We start from the raw sequence: 20,223 nt of genomic DNA on the forward strand, positions 1-20,223 counted from the left end.
GCAGGGCAGATAAGCCTATGACCGAATACGCATGGTTCGATCTCGGCGATGGCCGGGAGATCTATCGTCGCGTTGAAGACGGCCCGGCGCCGAAGCGCTCGCATCTCGCATGCCCCCGCATCGCCAGCGATGCCATGGAGCCGGTTCAAAGCCAGCTCGACGGCAAGTTCTACGACAGCAAGTCCGCTCTGCGGGCCACATACAAGGCGGCTGGCGTGATCGAGGTCGGCAACGACCCCGCACGCCTCCGCCCGCGTCAGAAGCCCAAGATCGATCGCGCAAAGGTCCGCGAGACCATCGAGAAAGCCACGGCGCGCTTTGAGCGGGGGGAGCGGGCATGACCTTTTACGGGGATTTCTGCCCGAACTGTGGGGCGATGCTCCATACCTTCCTCTGTGAAGAGGTGCGGGTGAATTGCCCTAAGGCTGAAAATGCCCTGAGTTGGATTTCGCATGTGCTGCTGGATGCAGTGAAACAGCCCGAAGAGACCGCGAAGTACGAGGCACCTATTCGGTCGCCTCTGCCTCGCCCGCATATCGCCTAACCACACTCCCTCAGACGGAACCCCCACCATGTCGGATATTGATGCCGGCGGCGCAGTCGCGCCCGTCGATAGCGCCCCTGTGTCTGCTCCCGAGGCTGAAGCGGTCGTCACCCCCAACCCGGTATCGACCGAGCGCGAGCCTGCTCCTGAGCCTGCCAAGGCAGAGCCCGAGAAGCCGCTATCGACCCGTGAGGCACTGGCCAAGGCCGCCGAGAAGGTCAACGCGACCGAGAAGCCTGCCGACAAGCCGGCGCCGGTCAAGACGGAAGGCCCGGCCCGCGACGACACCGGCAAGTTCGCCCCGAAGGAAGGTGATCCTGCGAAGGCACAGGAGCCCGGCAAACCAGCGGAGGTCCCGAAGCCTCAGGCAACCGCGGCGCAGCCTGCCAGCGACGCTCCTGCACGGTTCTCTGCCGACGCCAAAGCTGCATGGTCAACTACGCCTGACCCGGTGAAGGCCGAAACCGCCCGCGCCATCAAGGAGATGGAAGCGGGGATCGAGAAGCACCGCCAGACGGTCGCTGAGTACGAGCCGGTTCGCCGGTTCGCTGACATGGCCAAGCAGAGCGGGACGACGCTCGACGCGGCTCTGGAGCGCTACACCAATCTGGAGGGTCTGCTGCGGCAGGACCCGATCCGCGGTCTTCATGCCGTCTGCGAGAACATGGGACTGTCGCTCCGCGATGTTGCCGCTCACATCCTCGGCCAGACGCCCGAACAGAATGCATCGCAGCAAGACGCCACGATCCGCGAGTTGAAGGCCCAGATTGCCGGCCTGACGGAGCAGATCGGCGGCGTCACCAAGACTTTCAGCCAACAGCGCGAGAACCAGACAACCGAACAGATCGCGGCGTTCGCTGCGATGCCTGAGCACGCCCGCTTCGAGGAACTGGCGGACGACATCGCCTTCTTCCTCCAGTCCGGCAAAACCACCGATCTCGCGGAAGCCTACAAGCTGGCCGAGCGGCTGAACCCAGCCCCGCTAGCGGCTCCCGCACCCGAACCTGAGCCGAACCCGGCTCCGGCCCCAGACCTGACGGCTCAAACCCGGAAGGGCTCCCTCTCTATCACAGGCGCTCCAAGTCCCGGCTCAAACCCGGCCAACCGACAGCCCTCTTCTTCCATCCGAGACGCCCTGAAGAAAGCCATCGCGGCATCGGGGTAGTCCAAAACATGGAGGGCCATCATGGCTCTAACCGCAGTCGAGAAGAACCAGGAAATCCTGTCTCTCGCCCTGGAGGATCGCTCCAAGGGCTATCAGGATCTGGTTTCCAACAGCAACGCTCTGCTCGCCGTGCTCAAGCGGAAGGGTCTCTGGCAGACCTATTCCGGCCCGCGCATCCGTGAGCGCCTGCTCTACAACGAGACCGGCTCGGCCGTTTGGTACAACGGCTATGACTTCCTCAACCCGGTCCCGGTCGAACTCTTCAACGATGCCGAGTTCACGCCGAAGATGGTCGCTGTCGCGGTCACCCTCAGCAACGAGGAGATCCTGAACAACCAGGGCACCGCTCAGCTCATGGACGTGATGGAGGCCCATATCTCGGCAGCCGAGCAGGAACTGGAGGACGTGGTTGACGCGTCGCTTCACTCCAATGGCACCGGCTTTGGCGGCAAGGAACTCGGCGGCCTTCAGCTCGCAGTCCCGACCGTCACCAACGCCGGCACCTATGGCGGCATCAGCCGCGTGGACAACGCCATCTGGCGTACCTCGACCTTCGACGCCAACTCGTTCTTCTCCGGCGCAACGCAGGTCAATTCCACGACCATCCGCCCGATGCTCAACCAGATCATGACGCAGCGTTCGCGCGGCAAGAGGGGCGCCGATCTGCTCCTGATGTCGCCCGAGCACTATGCGGCCTACGACGCCGCTACCGTCGCGATCCAGCGCATCAATGACGAGACCGCTCTCGGCAAGCTCGGCTTCCAGACCCTGAAGTACTTCGGGGCGGGGCGTCAGGCCGAGATCGTTCAGGAAGGTGGCATCGGCTCCAACATGCCGGCGAACACCACCTATGGCCTCGAAACCGCATCGCTGCGGCTTCGCTACCACCCGGAGCGCAACTTCGACAAGATCGGCGGCAAGTTGATGCCGATCAACCAGGACGCCGTCGTTCAGTACATCGGCTTCATGGGCGAACTCACCATGGTGAATCCGCTGTTCACCTGGAAGCTCTACGATTCCAACCCGGCCGCTTGAGGAGGAAAACTCATGGCTTACGTTCCTCACACGCCGCATCTCGGGTTCCCCCCGATCGCGGCCACCCTGCCGGCGTCCTCGGCGGCCGGTCGCTCGACCCCCGGCCCGTGGCTCGGGGATATCATCCGGGCGCAGGACCCGGTCTATGGCACGGGCGAATTCATCTATCTGGCGGGCGCGGCCAACACCGCTCTCGGCTCGTGGGTGACCTACAATGCCGACGATTGGTCCACCACGCTTCTGGCGCCTGACGCCATCGGCCCGGTTGCTGTCGCCATGTCCGCGAATGTTGCTGGCCAGTACGGCTGGTATCAGATCCAGGGCAAGGCGATCGGCAAGGTTCTGACTGGCTTCGTCGACAACGCCAACGTTTACGCCACGGCCACGGCCGGCAGCGTGGACGATGCTGTCGTGGCTGGTGACCGCGTCAAGAATGCCAAGGGCGCTTCGGCCATCGGCACCCCGTCCGCGGGCTTTGCCGAGTTCGAGATCGCCCGGCCCTGGATGGACGACGCTGTCGCCGCCTGACGCCTGACATCATCCTTCAACACGGCCCGTCGCGGGGAACTGCGGCGGGCTTTTTGTTGCCCGCAATCCCTCAGACGGAGCCCACAATGTCCGATACGTCCAATCTCCTCGTGCCGCGTTTCTACATGCACACCACGCAGAATGAAGCGAAGTCGCGCGAGGCCGGCCGCCCCATCTATGACGAGATGGAGGTCTGCGAAGTCCGCATGGCCGCCAACAAGCAGACCGTGGGCGTCTTCCCGGCTCACGAGGTCTTCAAGCGAGTTCACCGCAATGACGGCTCGTCCGAAGAGCTGACATACGCCATCGCCTTCAATGAGCAGTACAAGAAATTCAAGGCCAATGAGGCTCAGGATCTGTCTGGCACGCCGCTGAGCGAAGCCCCGTTCCTGTCGCAGGCCAAGCGCCTCGAGCTGAAGGCGATGAACGTCCACACGGTGGAGGCTCTCGCCGCGGTCGATGGCCAGCCGCTGAAGCAGCTCGGCATGACTGGCCGCGAGATGAAGAACCAGGCAATGGCCTATCTCGCCAAGGCCAACGAAGGCGCCGACGTGACGCGCATCGCGGCCGAGAACGTCGCCATGGCTGCGGAGCTGGCCGAGATGCGCAAGCAGGTCGAGGAGCTGACGGCTGCCAGCAAGCCGAAGGGCAAGGCGAAGCCCGCCGAAGCCGACGAAGAGGCCGGCGAGCCGTCCCCGTTCGAAGACTGGGACGACGAAGATATCCGCAATTGGATCGTCAGCGAGGGCGGCGAAGCGCCTGGCAACCGCGCCGGCCATGCCACGCTGGTCAAGCGCGCGGATGAACTCAACGCCGAAATGGCGGCCAAGAACGCTGCCAAGAAAGACGCCGGCTGATGAGTGTCTTGTCAGCCTGCCAATCGGCCGCGACCAAGCTCAACCAGCCGCGGCCGGCGACGGTCTTCGGCTCGACCCTGCCTTTCCCGCAGGAGCTTGGTGATCTCGCGAACGAAGCAGCCACGGCCATCGCCAAGGCGCACGAATGGCAGGTGCTGACGAAGAAGGCCACGCTCACGGGTGACGCGGTTACGACTGCGTTCCCGCTGCCTGCGGATTATGACCGGCTGCCCCTCAAGGCCAATCTGCTGACGAGTCAGTTCTCGTCTCCGCTGACGCAGGCGCGCGATCTGGATGAATGGCTGGATTTCCAGCTCCGCCCGTTTATTGGCGCGCCTGGCTACTGGATGATCCTTGGCGGCCAGATGCAGGTTGTCCCTGCCATCGCGACCGGCACGACAGCCCAGTACTACTACATCGGCAACCAGATCGTATCGGGTGGGAAGACAGCCTTCACGAACGATACCGATGCGTTCCTGCTGCCCGAACGGCTTCTAACGCTCGGAATCGTCTGGCGCTGGAAGGCCCAAAAGGGGCTGGAATACGCCGAACACCTGCGGAATTTCGAGATTGCCTTCGCTGAGGAAGCCGGCCGTGACAAGGGCACGCGCATTCTCGCAATGGGGCGCCGTCGCATCACCTACGGCGCCGATCTTGCCTATCCCGGAACGATCGTCACATGAGGACGCCTGCGCCCCAGACCAAGCGCAGAACGTCGCGATCGAAATCGTTCGCTGCTCCGCGCCGGGGTTGGATCGCAAACGAAAACCTTGCCAGCTCGACGCCTGAAGGCGCGCGCGTCCTGCGTGATTGGTTCCCGACACCGACCGGCTGCCGGATGCGGGCAGGTTCGCAGAAATACGGTACCGCTGAAGACGGCGAGCCAGTGACTTCGGCCGCCACCTACAAGGCGGGCAACAACAGTCAGTTTTTCGCCACCACCGCGACGGACCTCTATCCCTTCACCACCGTTGTCGATCCCGATGTGCCTCCTGTTCCGGCAGTGACCGGACTCACGGGCGGCGCGTGGTCCTGGCTGCAATTTGAGACGGCTGGGGGGACCTTCCTGCTTGGCGTCAATGGTCAGGATGATGGCCTGATCTTCGATGGCCTGACGTGGTATCCGGTCAACGACAAGGCGATCTATCAGCTCGATTACGACGGGCAGACGGTCAATTTCACGACGGGCACGGTCACCGGCGGCACATCAGGCGCGACCGGCACCATCCTTCGCGTCTTCGATAGTGGTGCGACCGGCTATCTCTGGCTTGTCGATGTAGTCGGCACCTTCCAGAACAATGAGGCGTTGAACGGCTCCCCCGGCGCCGCGGTCGTAAATGGCCTTGCCGTGCAGGTGACGAGCGCCATCACGGGCGTCGATGTCTCTCGCTTGTCCTATCTCGCCTCGCACAACAGCCGCATCTGGGCCGTCGAGAAGGAGACGCTGAACGCTTGGTATCTCGGGGTCGAGAGCATCGGCGGCGCAGCAACCAAATTCCCGCTCGGCGGTGTCTTCAAGCGCGGCGGATCGCTCATGTTCGTGGCCGAGTGGTCGCTTGACGAGGGTAACGGCCTCTCTGCATCGCTGGCATTCTTCACCGACGAGGGCGAGGTCGCGGTCTACACCGGCACTGACCCTTCGACGGCCGCGACGTGGCAGTTGAAGGGCGTCTATCGCCTCGGGAAACCACTAGGCAAGGACGCGTGGTTCAAGGCCGGAGGTGATATCGCGGTCTGTACCGATATCGGGCTCATCGCGCTGTCTCAGGCCGTAAGTCGTGATTTCAAGGCTCTGACGGCGACTGCGATTTCAAACCCGATTGAGGAAGAGTGGTCACAGGCGGTTGCTCAGCGGACTTCCCGGCCGTGGGTCTGCGAGGCTTGGCCCACGAAGCAGATGCTGCTGGTGGCTATTCCGCCCGGTGATACGGCGCCGCCCGGAATGTTCGTCGCCAACATCCTGACGGGGGCCTGGACCTTCTATTCGGCATGGGATGGCACGACGCTCCAGCTCTTTGGCTCTCGGATGTTCTGGGGGACCGAGGAGGGGACGATTGTCGAGGCGGAGGTTTCCGGATCGGATCAAGGGCTGCCGTATGTGCCCATTTGCGTCCCGCTGTTCGATGACATGCGGAACCCCGCAGCGCTGAAGACGCAGACCTTGGCGCGTATCGTGTACCGAGCCCCTGCGGAGGCAAGCCCTCAGCTTTCCGGTCAGTACGATTTCGAGGTGGCGTTGCCTGCCTCGCCGGATGCGACCGGCGCAATGTCCGGATCTGTGTGGGGCTCCGCTATCTGGGGGGCTTCGGTCTGGGGCCAGCCCTCGGAGAAGAAGACCTTCCAGAGGTGGCAGTCGGTCAATGGCTCTGGCTATGCCTGCTCGGTCGCGTCGCAATTCACGATCGGCGGCATCGCGCCGCCTGAGATCGAGATGATCCGCACCGATGTGCAGTACGATATCGGAGATGCCGTCTCGTGATCGTGTCGGATGAACGGGTCGCGGCCTTTGTCGGTGAACGGCTTGGGGCGGCGATCTATCCGCCATTCACTGCTCTTGGGGTCGAGCGCCGCGGCAAGATCGTTGCCGGGATCGTGTTCAATTGCTGGACCGGGCCGGATGCGCAACTGAGCATCGCGGCTGATCGAGGCTGCATCACGAAGCCCTTCCTGCGGCGCGTCGGCAAGTACCTGACGGACGAACTCGGCTGCATCCGCGCCACCATCGAGACCGAACAGCCCCACGTCATCGACATGGCCATCCGCATGGGCGGCAAGATCGAGGGCGTCAAGCGCGACCTCTACGGCGAAGGCCGTGATGGGGTCGTGATTGGCGTATTGAAGAAGGATTGGTTCCTTTGAAAAGCCCAAAACCGCCTCCGGCTCCAGATCCAGTCGCCACGGCAGTCGCTCAGGGCGGGGTGAATCGCGACACTGCGGTGACGCAGGCCACGCTCAACATGGTCAACCAAGTTGGGCCGGACGGCTCGCTGACCTACAACAAGACCGGCGATGATTGGCTGATCGATAGCCTGACGGGCGCTGGCTATGCGGTGCCGCGCTACACCGCCACGACCACGCTGTCGCCTGAAGGGCAGCGCCTGAAGGGCGTCAACGACGAGACCGAGTATAATCTCGCGACCATCGGTCGGGACCAGTCCGCCAAGATCGGCGGCATCCTTGGAACGAACGTCAACCTATCGAACGAGGCGACCGAAGCGCGGTTGATGGAGCTTGGCTCCAAGCGTCTCGATCCTCGTTTCGCGAGGGAAGAGGACGCTCTGCGCGCTCGCCTCATCAATCAGGGCGTGCGCCCCGGTTCGGCCGCCTACGACGCGGAGATGAACAACTTCGCTCAGGGCAAGAACGACGCATATAACTCGTTGTTGCTGAGCGGTCGCGGTCAGGCAGTGCAGGAAGCGCTGACAGAGCGCAACCAGCCGCTGAACGAGATTTCGGCGCTGATGAGCGGATCGCAGGTGAGCATGCCGAACTTCATCAGCACGCCGCAGACGCAAGTTGCCGGCACTGACTATCAGGGCGCGGTCTACAACTCCTATCAGGGGCAGATGGACGCCTATAAGCAGAAGGTGGCCAGCAACAATGCGATGATGGGGGGCCTCTTCGGCCTCGCCGGCACGATCGGCGCAGCGGGCCTGAAGTACTCCGACAAGCGCCTGAAGACGGACATCGAGCGCGTCGGCACGCTGGATAATGGCCTGCCTGTCTACGCCTATCGGTACAAGGGCAGCGATGCCCCCGAAATCGGCGTGATGGCTCAGGACGTGAAGAAGGTAAACCCTGAAGCCGTCCATCGTCAGCCCAGCGGCTTCGACGCGGTTGATTACGGCAAGGCGGTGCAGTGATGGCAGAGAGCGCTTTCACCTGGGGCAACGCTGGCGAGAAGCTGACGCCTTCCGAGCGCCGCCGTCGTATTGCTCAGGCGATGATCCATCGTGGCTCCAGCACCGCGCCAATCCAGCATTGGACGCAAGGCGCTGCGCGCGTCGCTGAAGCCCTCCTTGGCGGGTATGAGGCTGGTCAGCTAGACCGCGAGGAGAAGGCGGCGCAGGCTCAGGTTGCGGCTGACGCTGCGGCGATGGGATTGCCGGGCGCCGCGAGCGCGGGTGCCCCTGCTTCAAGCGCTGCTGTGCCCACGGCAAATCCCTCGGTCGCCGTTGCTGCTACCCCTGCCGCACTGGCTCCGGTCTTCACGACGAAGGAAGCCGAGTACAAGCTCCCCACGAACTATCTCCCGCAGGTTGCCAAGATCGAAAGTAGCTTCAACCCTAGCGCCGCCAACCCTAATTCGAGCGCGCGAGGGCTGTTCCAGTTCACCAAAGGCACGGCGCGCGATTATGGTTTGGCCAACCCGATGGACCCAATCGCGAGCACGGATGCCGCGGCCCGGTTGGCGGCTGACAATGCCAAGACGCTGACGCGTGCGCTCGGCCGAGCGCCGACCGCTGGGGAGCTTTATCTCGCGCATCAGCAGGGTGGCGGCGGCGCCTCCAAGCTTTTGGCCAGCCCTAATGCGCGTGCAATCGATGTTGTCGGCCGCGACGCCGTGATCAACAATGGCGGCAACGCCAACATGACCGCAGCCGAGTTCGCGCGACGCTGGACCAATAAGGTCGCAGCGAATGAGGCTGATCTGCCGGCGCTGGACGCGGCAATTGCAGAGGCCCCGGGGGCCGCGCCGGGATTCGCCATTCCGCCCGCCCCGGCCAACGAAGCTCTCCCCATCATGCAGCCCGGCGGAGCTTTGCCCAACTTCGATCAGGAAACCGGTCGTTGGCTGGGGCCTAGCAATCCGCCCGCTCTCGCGGCGGCGCCGCAGTCCGTTGATGCGCCCCCGCCCTCGATGGACGCGAGCACGTTTAACGCGATTGCGTCGAACAATGCGCCTCTCGACCCTGTCTTCCAGACGGAAGGCGTTTCCCAGCCTTGGATGGGCACTGCGTTGCCCGCCGCTGCCCCCGCTCCCGTGCAGGTAGCACAGGCTCCCACGCCGCTGCCTCCGCCTCGTCCGGCTGATCTAGCAATGCCTCAGGCTGATCTTCCGGCGCCCGGCGCTGTCCCGGCCATAGGGCAAATGCCCCCTACCGCTCCCGTCATCGATCCTAACTCGCCTGACGCCGGCATGCGCGCGCAGATCGCGGCGGATGCTCAGGGTCCGGCGCAGTCTCCGTTTGCACGCGTTGCTGCGGCTCTTGGCGGCCAAAGCGCTCCTGCTCAGGCAGCGGCAGCCCCGTCGCCCGCTGTCCAGACGGTGGCGCAGGCAATGCCGGCTCAGACTGCACCGGCGCCGTCTTCCGCGCCATCGGCCGGCGTTGACCGCGTGGCCTCGGCCATGCGTGTCCTCAACTCGCCCTATGCCCAGCCCGGCCAACGCGCCGTTGCGCAGATGATCGTGCAGCAGGCTTTCAAAGACCCGGCCGAAGTCGAGATGAAGCGCCTGCAATTGGAGCGCGCACGGCGTGAGGCTGAAAACGCGCCTCTTGAGACCGAAGGCAAGCGCCTCGACATCGAGGGCAAGAAGAAGGCGCTCGGGAAAAATGAAGCCCCCGCCACGAAGGTGGTGAAACAAGCCGATGGTTCCGAGGTCGCTCTCCAGTGGGATCAGGCAACCGGCGAATGGGTTCCGCTCAAGGCACCTCAGGGCGGCAACGCCGTCACGGGCTCGCCTAGCAATCCCTACGCGCTCCCCGGCAAACCCACCGAGGGCCAGAGCAAGGATGCGGGTTTTGCTGGCCGCATGGTCGAGAGCCACAACCAGATCAACGCTCTTGAGAGCGTTGGAACCAACAAGGTTGAGGCCGCCAAGGGTGCCGTGCCTTATGTGGGCAATCAGATTGTCAGCCCTGAGAAGCAAAAGTTCGAGCAGTCGAAGCGCAACTTCGTTACCGCGATCCTGCGTAAGGAATCGGGCGCTGCCATCAGTGCCAGCGAATTCGAGCAAGCTGAGAAAACCTATTTCCCGCAGGTTGGAGATAGTCCTGAAGTTATCCGCCAGAAGCGCGAAGCTCGAGAGCTTGCGATTGAGGGCGTGATGGCCGGCGCCGGCAGTGGCTACAAGGTGCCCGATAGCTACAAACCGCAGCGCGGGAAGACCGCTCTGCCGACTGGCCAGACCAAGTCCGGCGTGAAATGGAGCGTTGAATAATGGCGACGCTCAACATCGGCGGCAACCTGACGAATCATCTGCTCGCCAAGCGCGGCTGAAATGGCCTGTTCCGCGAAGACGGAACCGAAATAGGCGGGGGACAGAAGCCCCTTCTTCGGATGCTGCCAGCGCACCAGCGCCTCAAACCCGACGATCTTGCCCGTCGTGAGCGAGACCTTCGGCTGGTAGTGCGGATGAAACTGCTTCGCCGCCAGCCCGTCACGGACCTCGCGGGCGACAGTGACGCGATGTTCCATCTTCGCGCGGGCGGCGCTGGTGAACACGGCCGCCTGGCTGCGGCCCTGCTCCTTCGCGCGGTAGAGCGCGATATCGGCGGCCTTCATCAGCTCGATCGGCTCGCGATGATGCTCCGGGAAGGCTGCCACCCCGATGCTGACCGTGGTCGAGAGCGCCCGCCCTTCCTGCTGGAAGGGAATGCAGAGGTCATCGACGATGGCCCTGGCGCGCGCGGTTGCCTCGGAAGCCCCCGAAACCTCGGCGAGGACGATGGCGAACTCGTCGCCACCCAGCCTCGCGACGGTATCTCCCTCGCCAACGAGATTGCCGAGCCGAAGGGCCGTTTCCTGAAGAAGCAGATCGCCGACCACATGGCCGAGGGTATCGTTGACGTCCTTGAAGTCATCGAGATCGAGCAGCAGCAGGCCGACGCCGGAGCCCGAAAGCTCCGCATTCTTCAACGCCTCTTCGAGCCGGGACTGGAACAGCGCGCGGTTCGCCAGCCCCGTGAGCGGATCATGGTTCGCGGTCCGCCAGATGGCGTCCTCGGCCACCTTCCGATCCGCGATATCGAAGGTGAGGCCGATAAGCCGCCGGTCATCCTTTCGCTCGGCCCTGAGCGCCACCCAGGTCTGCCTGCCGCCGGGCGCGCGATAGCGCACCTCGGTCGCGTTGCTGCCCTCGGACATGACCGAGCGCCAGAAGGCGGTCACCTTCTGCCGATCGTCGGGATGAACCCGCTCGATGAAGTCGGAGGCCGGCCCCGAGCCGATTCCGAGCAGCGCCATGGAGTTGTCGGAGCGATCGACCCACTGCGTCTCGAGGTCGAGCTCCCATGCCGCCATCTGGCTCGCCTGCAAGGCCAGCCGCAGGCGCTCCTCGCTGACGCGGATCGCGCTCTCGGCCGCCTTCCGGACGGTGATGTCGGTGAAGGTGCGGACCATTCCGCCATTGGGCAGGCGGTTGGTCCGGATTTCGAGCACGGTTCCGTCCGGCCTCTGCCTTTCGTAGTCGAGAATCTCGACGTTGATGCCCTCGTATTTGATGGCGCGAAGCAACGTCTCGGTGACCGTGCCGAATTCACCTTGCTGCAGTTGCCATCTCTTCACGTCCTCGAAGAGCGGATTGGACCGCATCAGGTCGGAAGGCAGGCCGAGCAAGTCGATCGCACGCTGATTGCAGACGGCCACGTAACCCTGGGCATCCACCATCAGGATGCCCTGATCGACATGCTCCAGGACAGCATTCAGCAGAGTGCTGTCCATGGAAAAGGGTTGAGCATCGCCTGCAGCCGTCAAATGTCGACCTCTTCCCGAGCATGGGGCCGGTCAGGATTACGGTCGAGCGCTTTCGAAATCCTAAAAGATCAAGATCGACCTGTTCCGGTCGTGCGACAAATATCTTCGCCCGGCAGTTTAGACGCGGCCCTGCTTGGGACACCGCTTTGCTGCTGATGAAAGACCGAGCCCTACGATGATCCGGCCCGTCTTGATTTTCCGCCGGATTGGCTGTGACTGGATCGGGCGATCGCCAACAGAAGGTCCCGTCTTGCATGGAGTGTCCAGCTCCCGCGGTCGATGCCGCCTACGAAATTCACCCGTCAACCGCCGACGGAGAGGGCATGGCGCCGAGCTGGCCCTACCACGTCGCCAGGTGGCTGTTCCGGGAGCCTGTCGATATCGCGATCACCGCGGCCCTGGCCGAGATCGGCGCGCAGGCCGGAGCCGACCGGGCCTGGATGTTCGAGTACGACGCCGATCTGCTGCGCTTCCGGAACACGCATGAATGGAGCCGGCAGGGCGTCAAATCCTATGTCGAGGACCTGCAGAACACACCGGTGGCGATGATCGCCTGGCTCCACCAGTTCCTGGTGAAGGGCCATGCCGTGATGATCAACCGCGTCGCCGATCTGCCGCGCCCGGCCCGCGCGCTCCAGGTCGAGATGCTCAGGCAGAACGACAAGAGCGTGCTCAGCGTTCCTGTCTTCCACGACGGACGGTTGCGGGCCTGCATCGGCTTCGACGCGACCCTCACCCCCCGGCGCTGGCTCGACACGGAGATAGCTGCCCTTTTCCAGTGCGCCGACCTGATTGCCCTGGCGCGCTACGGCTCGCTTCCGGGCGGGCGCTCCCGCACCGATGCATCAAGACCGTTCGTCCCGCTGATCTATCTGCGCCGGCCGGGGCAGACCATCGGCGTCGAGCCGCAGGCCATCGTTGGCGTCCGTTCGGCGCGGGACTATGTGAAGGTCTGGCTGCAGGACGGCTCGGCCGTGCTCGACCTGCGTTCGCTGGCGCTCTGGACGGGAATGCTGCCGCCATCATCGTTCCTGCGCATCCACCGGACGGCGATCGTCAACCTGCAGCATGTCAACGGCCTCGACCGGCGCGCGGGCGAAACCTGGACGATCGGGCTCAACCGCGTGGCGGCCCCCTGGCCGGTGTCGCGTCCGTACCGCCAGGAGCTGCGAAATCGTCTCGGCGTGTGAACACCGCCGCTGATTCGCAGGGCTCCCACCCCGATCGTTTAACTGATTTCTCACGATGAATTCGGCTCGCCGCGCCGTTCGTCGAACCTGCATGTCGGTTCGTCGAAGAGCGCTTGTCGCTCGGCCAGCGCGCGATCTCAATGCGGGGATTCTGCAACGGACTTGCCCTGCCTATGCCCTTTCGCCGTTCGCCTCTTCTCAACGGCTCGAAACCGCGACGCATGACGATACGCGCGGTCACACGCTTCGCCCTTCCATTCTCACTTGCGATCGCCGCACTCGCTGGCCCGCAGCGCGCCGTCGCTGAGGACCTCGCCCTGCGCGAGGCGGCGTCGATGGCGGGCGTCGCGATGTTCCTCAATGCGCGGGCTCCGGGCCTGGTCCTGGCCGTCATACGCGACGAGGACAGCTTCATCGCCGGCTATGGTGAGACGGCGCCTGGAAGCGGCAAGGAGCCGGACGGCCGCTCGATCGTCCGTGTCGGCTCGGTCTCGAAAGTCTTCGCCACCGACGTGCTCGCGGCCATGGCCGCAAGCGGGCAGCTGGCGCTGGACGCGCCGCTTGCGCGCTATGCTCCGCCCGGCAAGGCGCCGCTGGCCTTCGACGACCGGCCGATCACCTTGCTCGACCTCGCGACCCATTCGGCGGGCTTGCCGCGCGAATTGCCGGATCCGGCGACGCCGCCCGGCGAACCGAATCCGTTCACGACCTACAAGGCCTCCTATTACTGGGACTGGATCGCCGGAAACCGGCCCGCCTATCGCCCGGGCACGACCGCGATCTACTCCAATCTGGGCTATGGCCTGCTCGGTGAGGCGCTCGGCAAGGCCGGCGGCAAGCCGTTCGCGGAACTGGTCGGCGAGCGCATCGCCCGGCCGCTCGGCATGGCGGATACGACCCTGCGCCTGTCCGATGCGCAGAAGACGCGGCTGATGACCGGGCTCGACCCGTTCGGCAAGCCCGATCCGAACTGGGAGGCGAGCGAGGTGATGCAGGCCAGCGCCGGCATCTACACCACCGCCGACGACATGGTGCGCTGGATGCGCTGGCACCTTGCCGACGACGCCGCTGGCCGGCCGGCGCGGACTCTCGCGCATGCGCTCTGGCGGCCGCATGACGGGCTCCAGCGGCTGGTCGGCGTCGAGGTGACGGATTCAGAAGGCATGGGGCTGGGCTGGATCGTCAGCCGGCCAAAGGACCGGGTGCCGCTTCTCCTCGGCAAGAGCGGCGGCATCGGCGGCTTCATGAGCTATGTCGTGCTTTCGCCCAATCGCCGGCTCGGCATCTTCGTCGTCGCGAGCAAGGTCGATTTCGCCATGTTCGAGGGGTTGCGAACCGCCATCCGCGATCTGGCGGCCGAGCTGGCTCCGGCAGGGCCGTAAATGATCGCCCGGCTCCGCCCCGTCCGCGGATCAGGCCGCTTCGCCTCCTCGACCGCGATGCTGCGCGTTCTGGCTGCGCTGGCCGGCGCCTGCGCCCCGCTTGCACTGGCCTTGCCGGCCTGGGGACAGGTGAGCGGCAAGGGTGGGGCCGGCGGGGCCCATGGCGCCAGCCACCCCACGGCCGGCCGCGATGGCGGCACCGCAAGCGCACATGCCGGCGGTGGCGGCGGGGGCGGAGGCGGGGCCAATGCGGAATCCGGCTCCGGCTCCTCCGGCGGCAAGGGCGGCAGCGGCGCGCATGGCCATGGCGGCGGCCCTGGCGGTGGTGTCAACGGCGCATCCACCCTGTCCTCGATCCCGCCCGGATATACCGGGCATATCGGGCAGTCCGGCTCGGCGGGCGGCTCGCCCTCGCATGGCGGGAACGGCGCGCCGGGACATGATGGCGGCAGCGGCGGCGGCGCCGGCGGTGGAGCGGCCGGCCTCGACTTCTCCGGCACGCTGCTGACAGCGAGCCAGACGATCAATCTGACCGGCGGCAACGGTGGCGTCGGCGGGACCGGAGCGAATGGCGGCAACTCCTACAGGGACCCCTTCATCGGGCACCGGGGTGCCGGCGGCGGCGGGGGTGGCGGCGGCGGCGGCGGAGGTTCCGGACTGGCGCTGCCCGGCGCTGGTTTCGTGATCGACCCCATCCTGGGCGGCATCCACTGGGTCACGCCATCCAATCTCGTCGTGACGACCACGAGTGCGATGCTGCAGGGCGGCAATGGCGGGCGCGGCGGCAATGGCGGCGACGGAGGCTCGGGCTCCGGAGCCTATGAAACGACGTTATGCTATGGCCGCGGCATCTGCACGGTCACCGGGCGCTGGTACCCCGGCGATGGCGGAGCCGGCGGCGGCGGCGGCAATGGCGGCGTGGGCGGCGCCGGCCTGTTCTCGGTCTATGGGCGGCAGCTCAACCTCTTCGCGACGACCGCCCGCGGCGGCAATGGCGGCGACGGAGGCGAGGGCGGCGGCGGCGGGCCTCCAGGCTCCACCTACGGCTACCCGATGCCGCAAGCCAATAACGGCAATCTGGGCACCGACGGCAACGGCGGCAATGGCGGCTCCGGCATCGAGGTCCTGGCGACGAGCGGGGGCAGCACGATCATTTCGCTGTCCTCGGACAGCCAGGCGCTGGGCGGCGCGGGCGGACGTGGCGGCTCTTTCGGCCTGCCCGGCTGGGGCGGCGACGGCATCCGCGTCACCGGCGACGCAACCATCGTAGCGGGTGGAATCGTGATGGGCGGCAGCGGCGGCGACGCCAACCGCACGCAGTCGGTCGGTGGCGGCGGTGCCGGCATCTTCATCGACGGCCGGGCCGCCATCACCGTCCAGAGCGGCGCACAGGTCAGGGGCGGGCGCGGTGGGCTCGGGCAAACATCGTCCAACGGCCCCGGCGGCAATGGCGGTTCCGGCATCGAGGTCCTGCGCGGCGGCACGTCCCTGATCATCGCCGGAGAGGTGCGCGGTGGCGACAGCCAAGGCCCTGTCTTCGGCTCCCAAGGCGCCGCGATCGCCCTCAATGGCAGCGGCAACACGGTCGAGCTGCAGGCGGGGTACAACCTCGTCGGCAAGGTCAATGGCGGCAGCAACGCGACCCTCATCCTCGGCGGCGGCACCAATGCCGGCTTCAACCTCGCCGGACTGGGCGAGCAATATCTGGGCTTTTCGGATCTCAATAAAACGGGCGCGAGCACCTGGACGCTCAGCGGCGCCCCAACTGCCTTTCGCGGCAACATGGCGATCGGGGCGGGCGCCCTCGCCTTCGCGCCCGGCACGCAGCTGACGGCCGCGAAGGCCGGGATCGCAGAGGGTGCGGTCTCGTCCGCGGCCGTCTCGGTTGCGGGCGCCGGAGCACGATGGACCGTGGACGGGCTGCTCGTGATCGGCAACCAAGGACAGGGCAGCCTGGCGGTTCCTGCCGGAGGCAATGTCCAGGCCGGTACGATCAGTGCAGGCGCCGCGGCCGGCGGCAGCGGCACGATCAGCATCATCGGCAACGGCTCGCATATCGGTACCGGAGCTCTTACTCTCGGTGATGGCGGCGCGGGATCGGCACTGGTGAGTGCTGGCGCGAGTCTGGCAACAACCGCCCTGACTGTCGGCAATTCCGGCAGCGGCACCTTGACCGTCACCGATAGCGGCAAGGTAAGCGCGGGTGGCAGCCGCCCCATCGAACTCGCCCGAAACGCGGGCAGCTTCGGCACCATCAATATCGGCGCGGCGGCGGGGCAGGCAGCGGCCGCAGCGGGCACATTGACCAGCGGCATCCATTTCGGCGCCGGCAACGGCCGGCTCGTCTTCAACCACAACACCCCCGGCTACACTTTTGCTCATGCGCTTTCCGGCGCAGGCGCCATCAACCTGCTCGCCGGCACGACCATTCTGTCCGCCGACAGCAGCCGTTTCTCCGGGCAGACCACGGTCGCGGGCAGCACCTTGCAGATGGCGGCTACCGCGCAGCTCGGCGGAACCGTCGCCATCGATAACGGCGGCATCGTCGCCGGCGGCGGCAGCATCGGCGCGACCACGATCAACAACGGCGGCACGCTCGCGCCCTCGGGCCTGACGTCGCTCATCGTCAATGGCGACCTGACAACCCGTGGCGGCGGCACGATCAGGCCGTCGGATGCGGCCCCGCTCATCGTCAACGGCACGCTGACGCTCGACGCCGGCAGCAACTACGACTACCGCCTGCACGGCTATGGAGCCTCGTCGCTGGGCTCGGCGACGACGCGGGTCAATGGCAATCTCATTCTGAACAACGCCACGCTCAATCTCGGCAGCAGTACCCAGCCCGCGATCGGCTACCATCGCGTCATCACCTATAGCGGCGCACTGAGTCCGTCGAACGGCAGTTTCATCATCGGGACGATGCCGTCGACCGGTCCATTCGCTTACACCTATGGCGTCGATGCCTCGCAAACCGGCAAGGTCGATGTCCTCGTGACCGCCAACGGCCTGAACATCCTGCAGCTCTGGGGCACGACATCGGCTGGCGGCGCGGACGGCGTCTGGAATGCCAACGACCCGAACTGGTTCAATCTCGGCGGCGCGACGACCACGTCATGGGGCGGCGCGTATGGCGTGTTCCGCGGCCCAGGCGGCATCGTCACGCTCGACGACAGCAACGGGCCGCTCAGTGCCGTCGGGCTGCAATTCGCAGGCGGCGACTACACGCTGACCGGGGACAGTCTCGACCTGCATGGCTACAACAATGGCGGCGTCGTCATCACGACGCCGGAAATCCGGGTGCTCGACGGCGAGACGGCGCGGATCAATGCCACGATCACCGGTACGGCAGGACTGGAGAAGACTGGCGACGGCCTGCTGATCCTGGGCGGCACGAACAGCTATAGCGGCGGCACGATCATTTCGGGCGGGACCTTGCAGGTCTCGGCCGATGGCAATCTCGGCGCAGGCAGTGGCGACCTCACCCTCGACAGCGGCGCGCTTCACACCACCGCGAACATGGTGACCGGTCGGACTGTCCTGCTGCGCGGCACCGGCGCCATCGAGACGAGTTCCGGCACGACATTGACGCTGACCGGCCCGGTGAGCGGCGTTGGCGGCCTGATCAAATGGGGCGACGGCACGCTTCTCCTCACCGGCAACAACAGCTGGGCGGGCGGGACGCTGATCACCGCCGGCACCGTGCAGGCCGGCGCCAGCACGGCCTTGCCCGTGATGACCGACTGGCTGCTGACCGGCGGCAAGCTCGATCTCAACGGCCATGACCTGTCGATGCGCCTGATTGCCGGCATCGGCGGCGAGATCGCGCTTGGCAGCGCCGACCTGACCGTCCGCCAGACGGATGACAGCCTCTATGCCGGCTCCATCACGGGAACCGGCCGCCTGCTGAAGGAGGGCGCCGGAGCGCTGCTCCTGACCGGCACGAACTCCTATTCCGGCGGCACGGTGATCCGCGACGGCACGCTTGCCGTCATCGCCGACGCCAATCTCGGCCATGCCGGTTCGACGCTCGCCTTCGACGGCGGCGGCCGCCTGGCGACGCTCGCCGACATCGCCAGCAACCGCTCGGTGACGGTTTCCGGCACGGGCACGATCGAGACCGCCGCGGGCACCGGCTTTATCCTCGGAGGCTCGATCGGCGGCAACGGCAGCCTGGTCAAGGAAGGGCGGGGAACGCTGACCCTGACCGGCAACAGCTCCGGCTTCGCCGGGTCCACCACCGTGTCCGCAGGCACGCTCGTGGTCAACGGCGCGCTCGGCGGCGGCCTCGACGTTCTGGCTGGCGGGCGGCTGCAAGGCAGCGGCACCGTGGGCCCGACCATCATCCAGGCCGGCGGGGCGATCGCCCCGGGCAACTCGATCGGCACGCTCTCCGTCACCGGCGATATCCGCTTCGAGCGGGGCGCGACCTATGAGGTCGAGGTCAGCCCGGGCGGCGCATCGAGCGACCTGATCCACGCCAGCGGCAAGGCGCGCCTCTTCGGCGGCTCGGTTGTGCATGTCGGCGAAGACGGACTGTACCGGCCGAACCAGCGCTACACCATCCTCTCCGCCGATCAGGGCGTCGAGGGCCGCTTCGACGGGGTGAGCTCCCGCTATCTCTTCCTCGATCCGCGGCTCGACTATGACGCGAACACCGTCAGCCTGACCCTGCTGCGCAACGACCTGTCCTTCGTCGCGATCGCGCAGACGCGCAACCAGGCCCAGACGGCGCTCGGCCTGCAAAGCCTCGGCGATACGCATCCGCTCTGGCTGAGCTTCACGCAGCTGCGCGACGCGGCGGAAGCGCGGCGCGCCTATGACAGCCTATCCGGGGAGATTCACGCCACGGCCAAGACCGTCCTGATCGAGGGTAGCCAGGCCGCGCGGAGCGCCGTATCGGACCGTATCCGCGCCGTCTTCGACGGTATCGGGGCCCCGCGCATCGCGACGCTGGCCTATGCCTCCGGCCAAGGCGCCGTCGCCGCGCCGGCTCCCGAGAGCTTTGCCCTGTGGGCCCGCGGCTTCGGCTCCTGGGGACAGGCACGCAGCGATGGCAATGCCGCCTCCGTCACGCGATCGAGCGGCGGGCTTTTTGCCGGCTTCGACGTTCCCTTGGCATCGGGAGCGCGGATCGGCGCGCTGGCCGGCTATTCGCGCTCGACATTCGAGGTCGCGGGCCGCGGATCGCAGGGCACGGCGGACAATTACCATGTCGGCCTCTACGGCGGTGCGGAACTCGGCGGCTTCCGCCTGAGCGGCGCAGTCACTTATGCCTGGCATGAACTGGTGACGCGGCGCACCGCTGCCTTTTCCGGCTTCGGCGAGGCGCTGCGTTCGGACTATGACGCCCGCAGCTTTCAGGCCTTCGGCGAGATCGCCCATCGCTTCGACCTCGGCCGGGTCGCCTTCGAGCCCTTCGCCAATCTCGCCTATATCAATCTCCGCAGCGGAGACTTCGCCGAGACGGGCGGCGTCGCCGTGCTCTCCGCCAGGGCACAGAGCACGGCGGTCACCTTCGCCACGCTCGGCCTGCGCGCCGAGACGCGCTTCGATCTCGGCAACACGGTCATGCGGCTGGGCGGCACGCTTGGCTGGCGGCATGCGACGGGCGACGTGACGCCCCTGTCGCAGCATGCCTTCTCCGGCGGCGCGCCGTTTTCGATCGCGGGCACGCCGATCGCGCGCAATGCGCTGACCCTCGGAGCCAGCCTGGCGGCGAACCTGACATCCAATGCGGAGATTTCGATGGCCTATGACGGCCAGCTCGCGCAGCGAGCGAGCGATCACGCCTTCAATGCCAGGCTTGCCGTCAGGTTCTGAGCCG

14 protein-coding genes are annotated in these 20,223 nt (G+C 66.0%); 13 read left to right on the plus strand and 1 reads right to left on the minus strand.

Annotated elements, in window-relative coordinates; genetic code table 11:
- Positions 1–17 precede the first annotated feature (17 nt).
- The 10 genes from AC3WMA_RS18255 to AC3WMA_RS18300 all read left to right on the plus strand — a co-directional run bounded on the left by AC3WMA_RS18255 (position 18) and on the right by AC3WMA_RS18300 (position 10,292).
- On the plus strand, positions 18–341 hold the full coding sequence (locus AC3WMA_RS18255) for a hypothetical protein (RefSeq protein ID WP_492286771.1): 324 nt from the start codon (positions 18–20) through the stop codon (positions 339–341).
- Between the two features lie 231 nt (positions 342–572).
- Positions 573–1,709, plus strand: a complete 1,137-nt coding sequence (locus AC3WMA_RS18260; protein WP_492286772.1) for a hypothetical protein — start codon at positions 573–575, stop codon at positions 1,707–1,709.
- Positions 1,710–1,730: 21 nt separating this feature from the next.
- On the plus strand, positions 1,731–2,744 hold the full coding sequence (locus tag AC3WMA_RS18265) for a phage major capsid protein (RefSeq protein WP_492286773.1): 1,014 nt from the start codon (positions 1,731–1,733) through the stop codon (positions 2,742–2,744).
- A 12-nt stretch (positions 2,745–2,756) separates the two neighbouring features.
- Positions 2,757–3,272 carry a hypothetical protein gene (locus tag AC3WMA_RS18270; protein WP_492286774.1) on the plus strand — a complete coding sequence of 172 codons (516 nt, stop codon included), beginning with the start codon at positions 2,757–2,759 and terminating at the stop codon, positions 3,270–3,272.
- An 86-nt stretch (positions 3,273–3,358) separates the two neighbouring features.
- Positions 3,359–4,129 (plus strand): hypothetical protein, encoded by a 771-nt coding sequence (locus tag AC3WMA_RS18275; protein WP_492286775.1) that lies wholly within the window; start codon positions 3,359–3,361, stop codon positions 4,127–4,129.
- Entirely contained in the window at positions 4,129–4,812 is a 684-nt protein-coding gene (locus AC3WMA_RS18280; RefSeq protein WP_492286776.1) for a phage adaptor protein, read from the plus strand. Before AC3WMA_RS18275 ends, AC3WMA_RS18280 begins: the two co-directional genes overlap by 1 nt.
- Positions 4,809–6,608, plus strand: coding sequence for a hypothetical protein (locus tag AC3WMA_RS18285; protein WP_492286777.1), 1,800 nt, complete (start codon positions 4,809–4,811; stop codon positions 6,606–6,608). The genes AC3WMA_RS18280 and AC3WMA_RS18285 overlap by 4 nt, the downstream gene beginning before the upstream one ends.
- Positions 6,605–6,988 carry a GNAT family N-acetyltransferase gene (locus AC3WMA_RS18290; RefSeq protein ID WP_492286778.1) on the plus strand — a complete coding sequence of 128 codons (384 nt, stop codon included), beginning with the start codon at positions 6,605–6,607 and terminating at the stop codon, positions 6,986–6,988. The genes AC3WMA_RS18285 and AC3WMA_RS18290 overlap by 4 nt, the downstream gene beginning before the upstream one ends.
- Positions 6,989–7,065: 77 nt before the next feature.
- Positions 7,066–7,992, plus strand: coding sequence for a tail fiber domain-containing protein (locus tag AC3WMA_RS18295; protein WP_492286779.1), 927 nt, complete (start codon positions 7,066–7,068; stop codon positions 7,990–7,992).
- Positions 7,992–10,292, plus strand: coding sequence for a transglycosylase SLT domain-containing protein (locus AC3WMA_RS18300; protein WP_492286780.1), 2,301 nt, complete (start codon positions 7,992–7,994; stop codon positions 10,290–10,292). The genes AC3WMA_RS18295 and AC3WMA_RS18300 overlap by 1 nt, the downstream gene beginning before the upstream one ends.
- On the opposite strand, the gene AC3WMA_RS18305 is transcribed toward AC3WMA_RS18300, so the two are convergent.
- Positions 10,217–11,794 (minus strand): putative bifunctional diguanylate cyclase/phosphodiesterase, encoded by a 1,578-nt coding sequence (locus AC3WMA_RS18305; RefSeq protein ID WP_492286781.1) that lies wholly within the window; start codon positions 11,792–11,794, stop codon positions 10,217–10,219. The genes AC3WMA_RS18300 and AC3WMA_RS18305 overlap by 76 nt on opposite strands.
- 356 nt (positions 11,795–12,150) lie before the next feature.
- On the opposite strand from AC3WMA_RS18305, the gene AC3WMA_RS18310 reads away from it, so the two are divergent.
- The 3 genes from AC3WMA_RS18310 (at position 12,151) to AC3WMA_RS18320 (ending at position 20,219) form a co-directional block, all read left to right on the plus strand.
- The gene (locus AC3WMA_RS18310; protein ID WP_492286782.1) at positions 12,151–13,017 is read left to right on the plus strand and encodes a LytTR family transcriptional regulator DNA-binding domain-containing protein; all 867 of its coding nucleotides are present in this window, start codon (positions 12,151–12,153) and stop codon (positions 13,015–13,017) included.
- Positions 13,018–13,238: 221 nt separating this feature from the next.
- The gene (gene ampH / locus AC3WMA_RS18315) at positions 13,239–14,399 is read left to right on the plus strand and encodes a D-alanyl-D-alanine-carboxypeptidase/endopeptidase AmpH (protein WP_492286783.1); all 1,161 of its coding nucleotides are present in this window, start codon (positions 13,239–13,241) and stop codon (positions 14,397–14,399) included.
- Positions 14,400–20,219 carry an autotransporter domain-containing protein gene (locus AC3WMA_RS18320; RefSeq protein ID WP_492286784.1) on the plus strand — a complete coding sequence of 1,940 codons (5,820 nt, stop codon included), beginning with the start codon at positions 14,400–14,402 and terminating at the stop codon, positions 20,217–20,219. It begins immediately after the preceding gene.
- Positions 20,220–20,223: the final 4 nt, after the last annotated feature.

The organism is Allobosea sp. FW305-C-101, assembly GCF_058783685.1.

Bases quoted from the DNA above. Each gene is read 5' to 3' on its own strand.
- AC3WMA_RS18255 (WP_492286771.1), top strand. From the start codon at position 18: ATGACCGAATACGCATGGTTCGATCTCGGCGATGGCCGGGAGATCTAT.
- AC3WMA_RS18260 (WP_492286772.1), top strand. From the start codon at position 573: ATGTCGGATATTGATGCCGGCGGCGCAGTCGCGCCCGTCGATAGCGCC.
- AC3WMA_RS18265 (WP_492286773.1), top strand. From the start codon at position 1,731: ATGGCTCTAACCGCAGTCGAGAAGAACCAGGAAATCCTGTCTCTCGCC.
- AC3WMA_RS18270 (WP_492286774.1), top strand. From the start codon at position 2,757: ATGGCTTACGTTCCTCACACGCCGCATCTCGGGTTCCCCCCGATCGCG.
- AC3WMA_RS18275 (WP_492286775.1), top strand. From the start codon at position 3,359: ATGTCCGATACGTCCAATCTCCTCGTGCCGCGTTTCTACATGCACACC.
- AC3WMA_RS18280 (WP_492286776.1), top strand. From the start codon at position 4,129: ATGAGTGTCTTGTCAGCCTGCCAATCGGCCGCGACCAAGCTCAACCAG.
- AC3WMA_RS18285 (WP_492286777.1), top strand. From the start codon at position 4,809: ATGAGGACGCCTGCGCCCCAGACCAAGCGCAGAACGTCGCGATCGAAA.
- AC3WMA_RS18300 (WP_492286780.1), top strand. From the start codon at position 7,992: ATGGCAGAGAGCGCTTTCACCTGGGGCAACGCTGGCGAGAAGCTGACG.
- AC3WMA_RS18305 (WP_492286781.1), bottom strand. From the start codon at position 11,794: ATGGACAGCACTCTGCTGAATGCTGTCCTGGAGCATGTCGATCAGGGC.
- AC3WMA_RS18310 (WP_492286782.1), top strand. From the start codon at position 12,151: ATGGCGCCGAGCTGGCCCTACCACGTCGCCAGGTGGCTGTTCCGGGAG.
- ampH (WP_492286783.1), top strand. From the start codon at position 13,239: ATGACGATACGCGCGGTCACACGCTTCGCCCTTCCATTCTCACTTGCG.
- AC3WMA_RS18320 (WP_492286784.1), top strand. From the start codon at position 14,400: ATGATCGCCCGGCTCCGCCCCGTCCGCGGATCAGGCCGCTTCGCCTCC.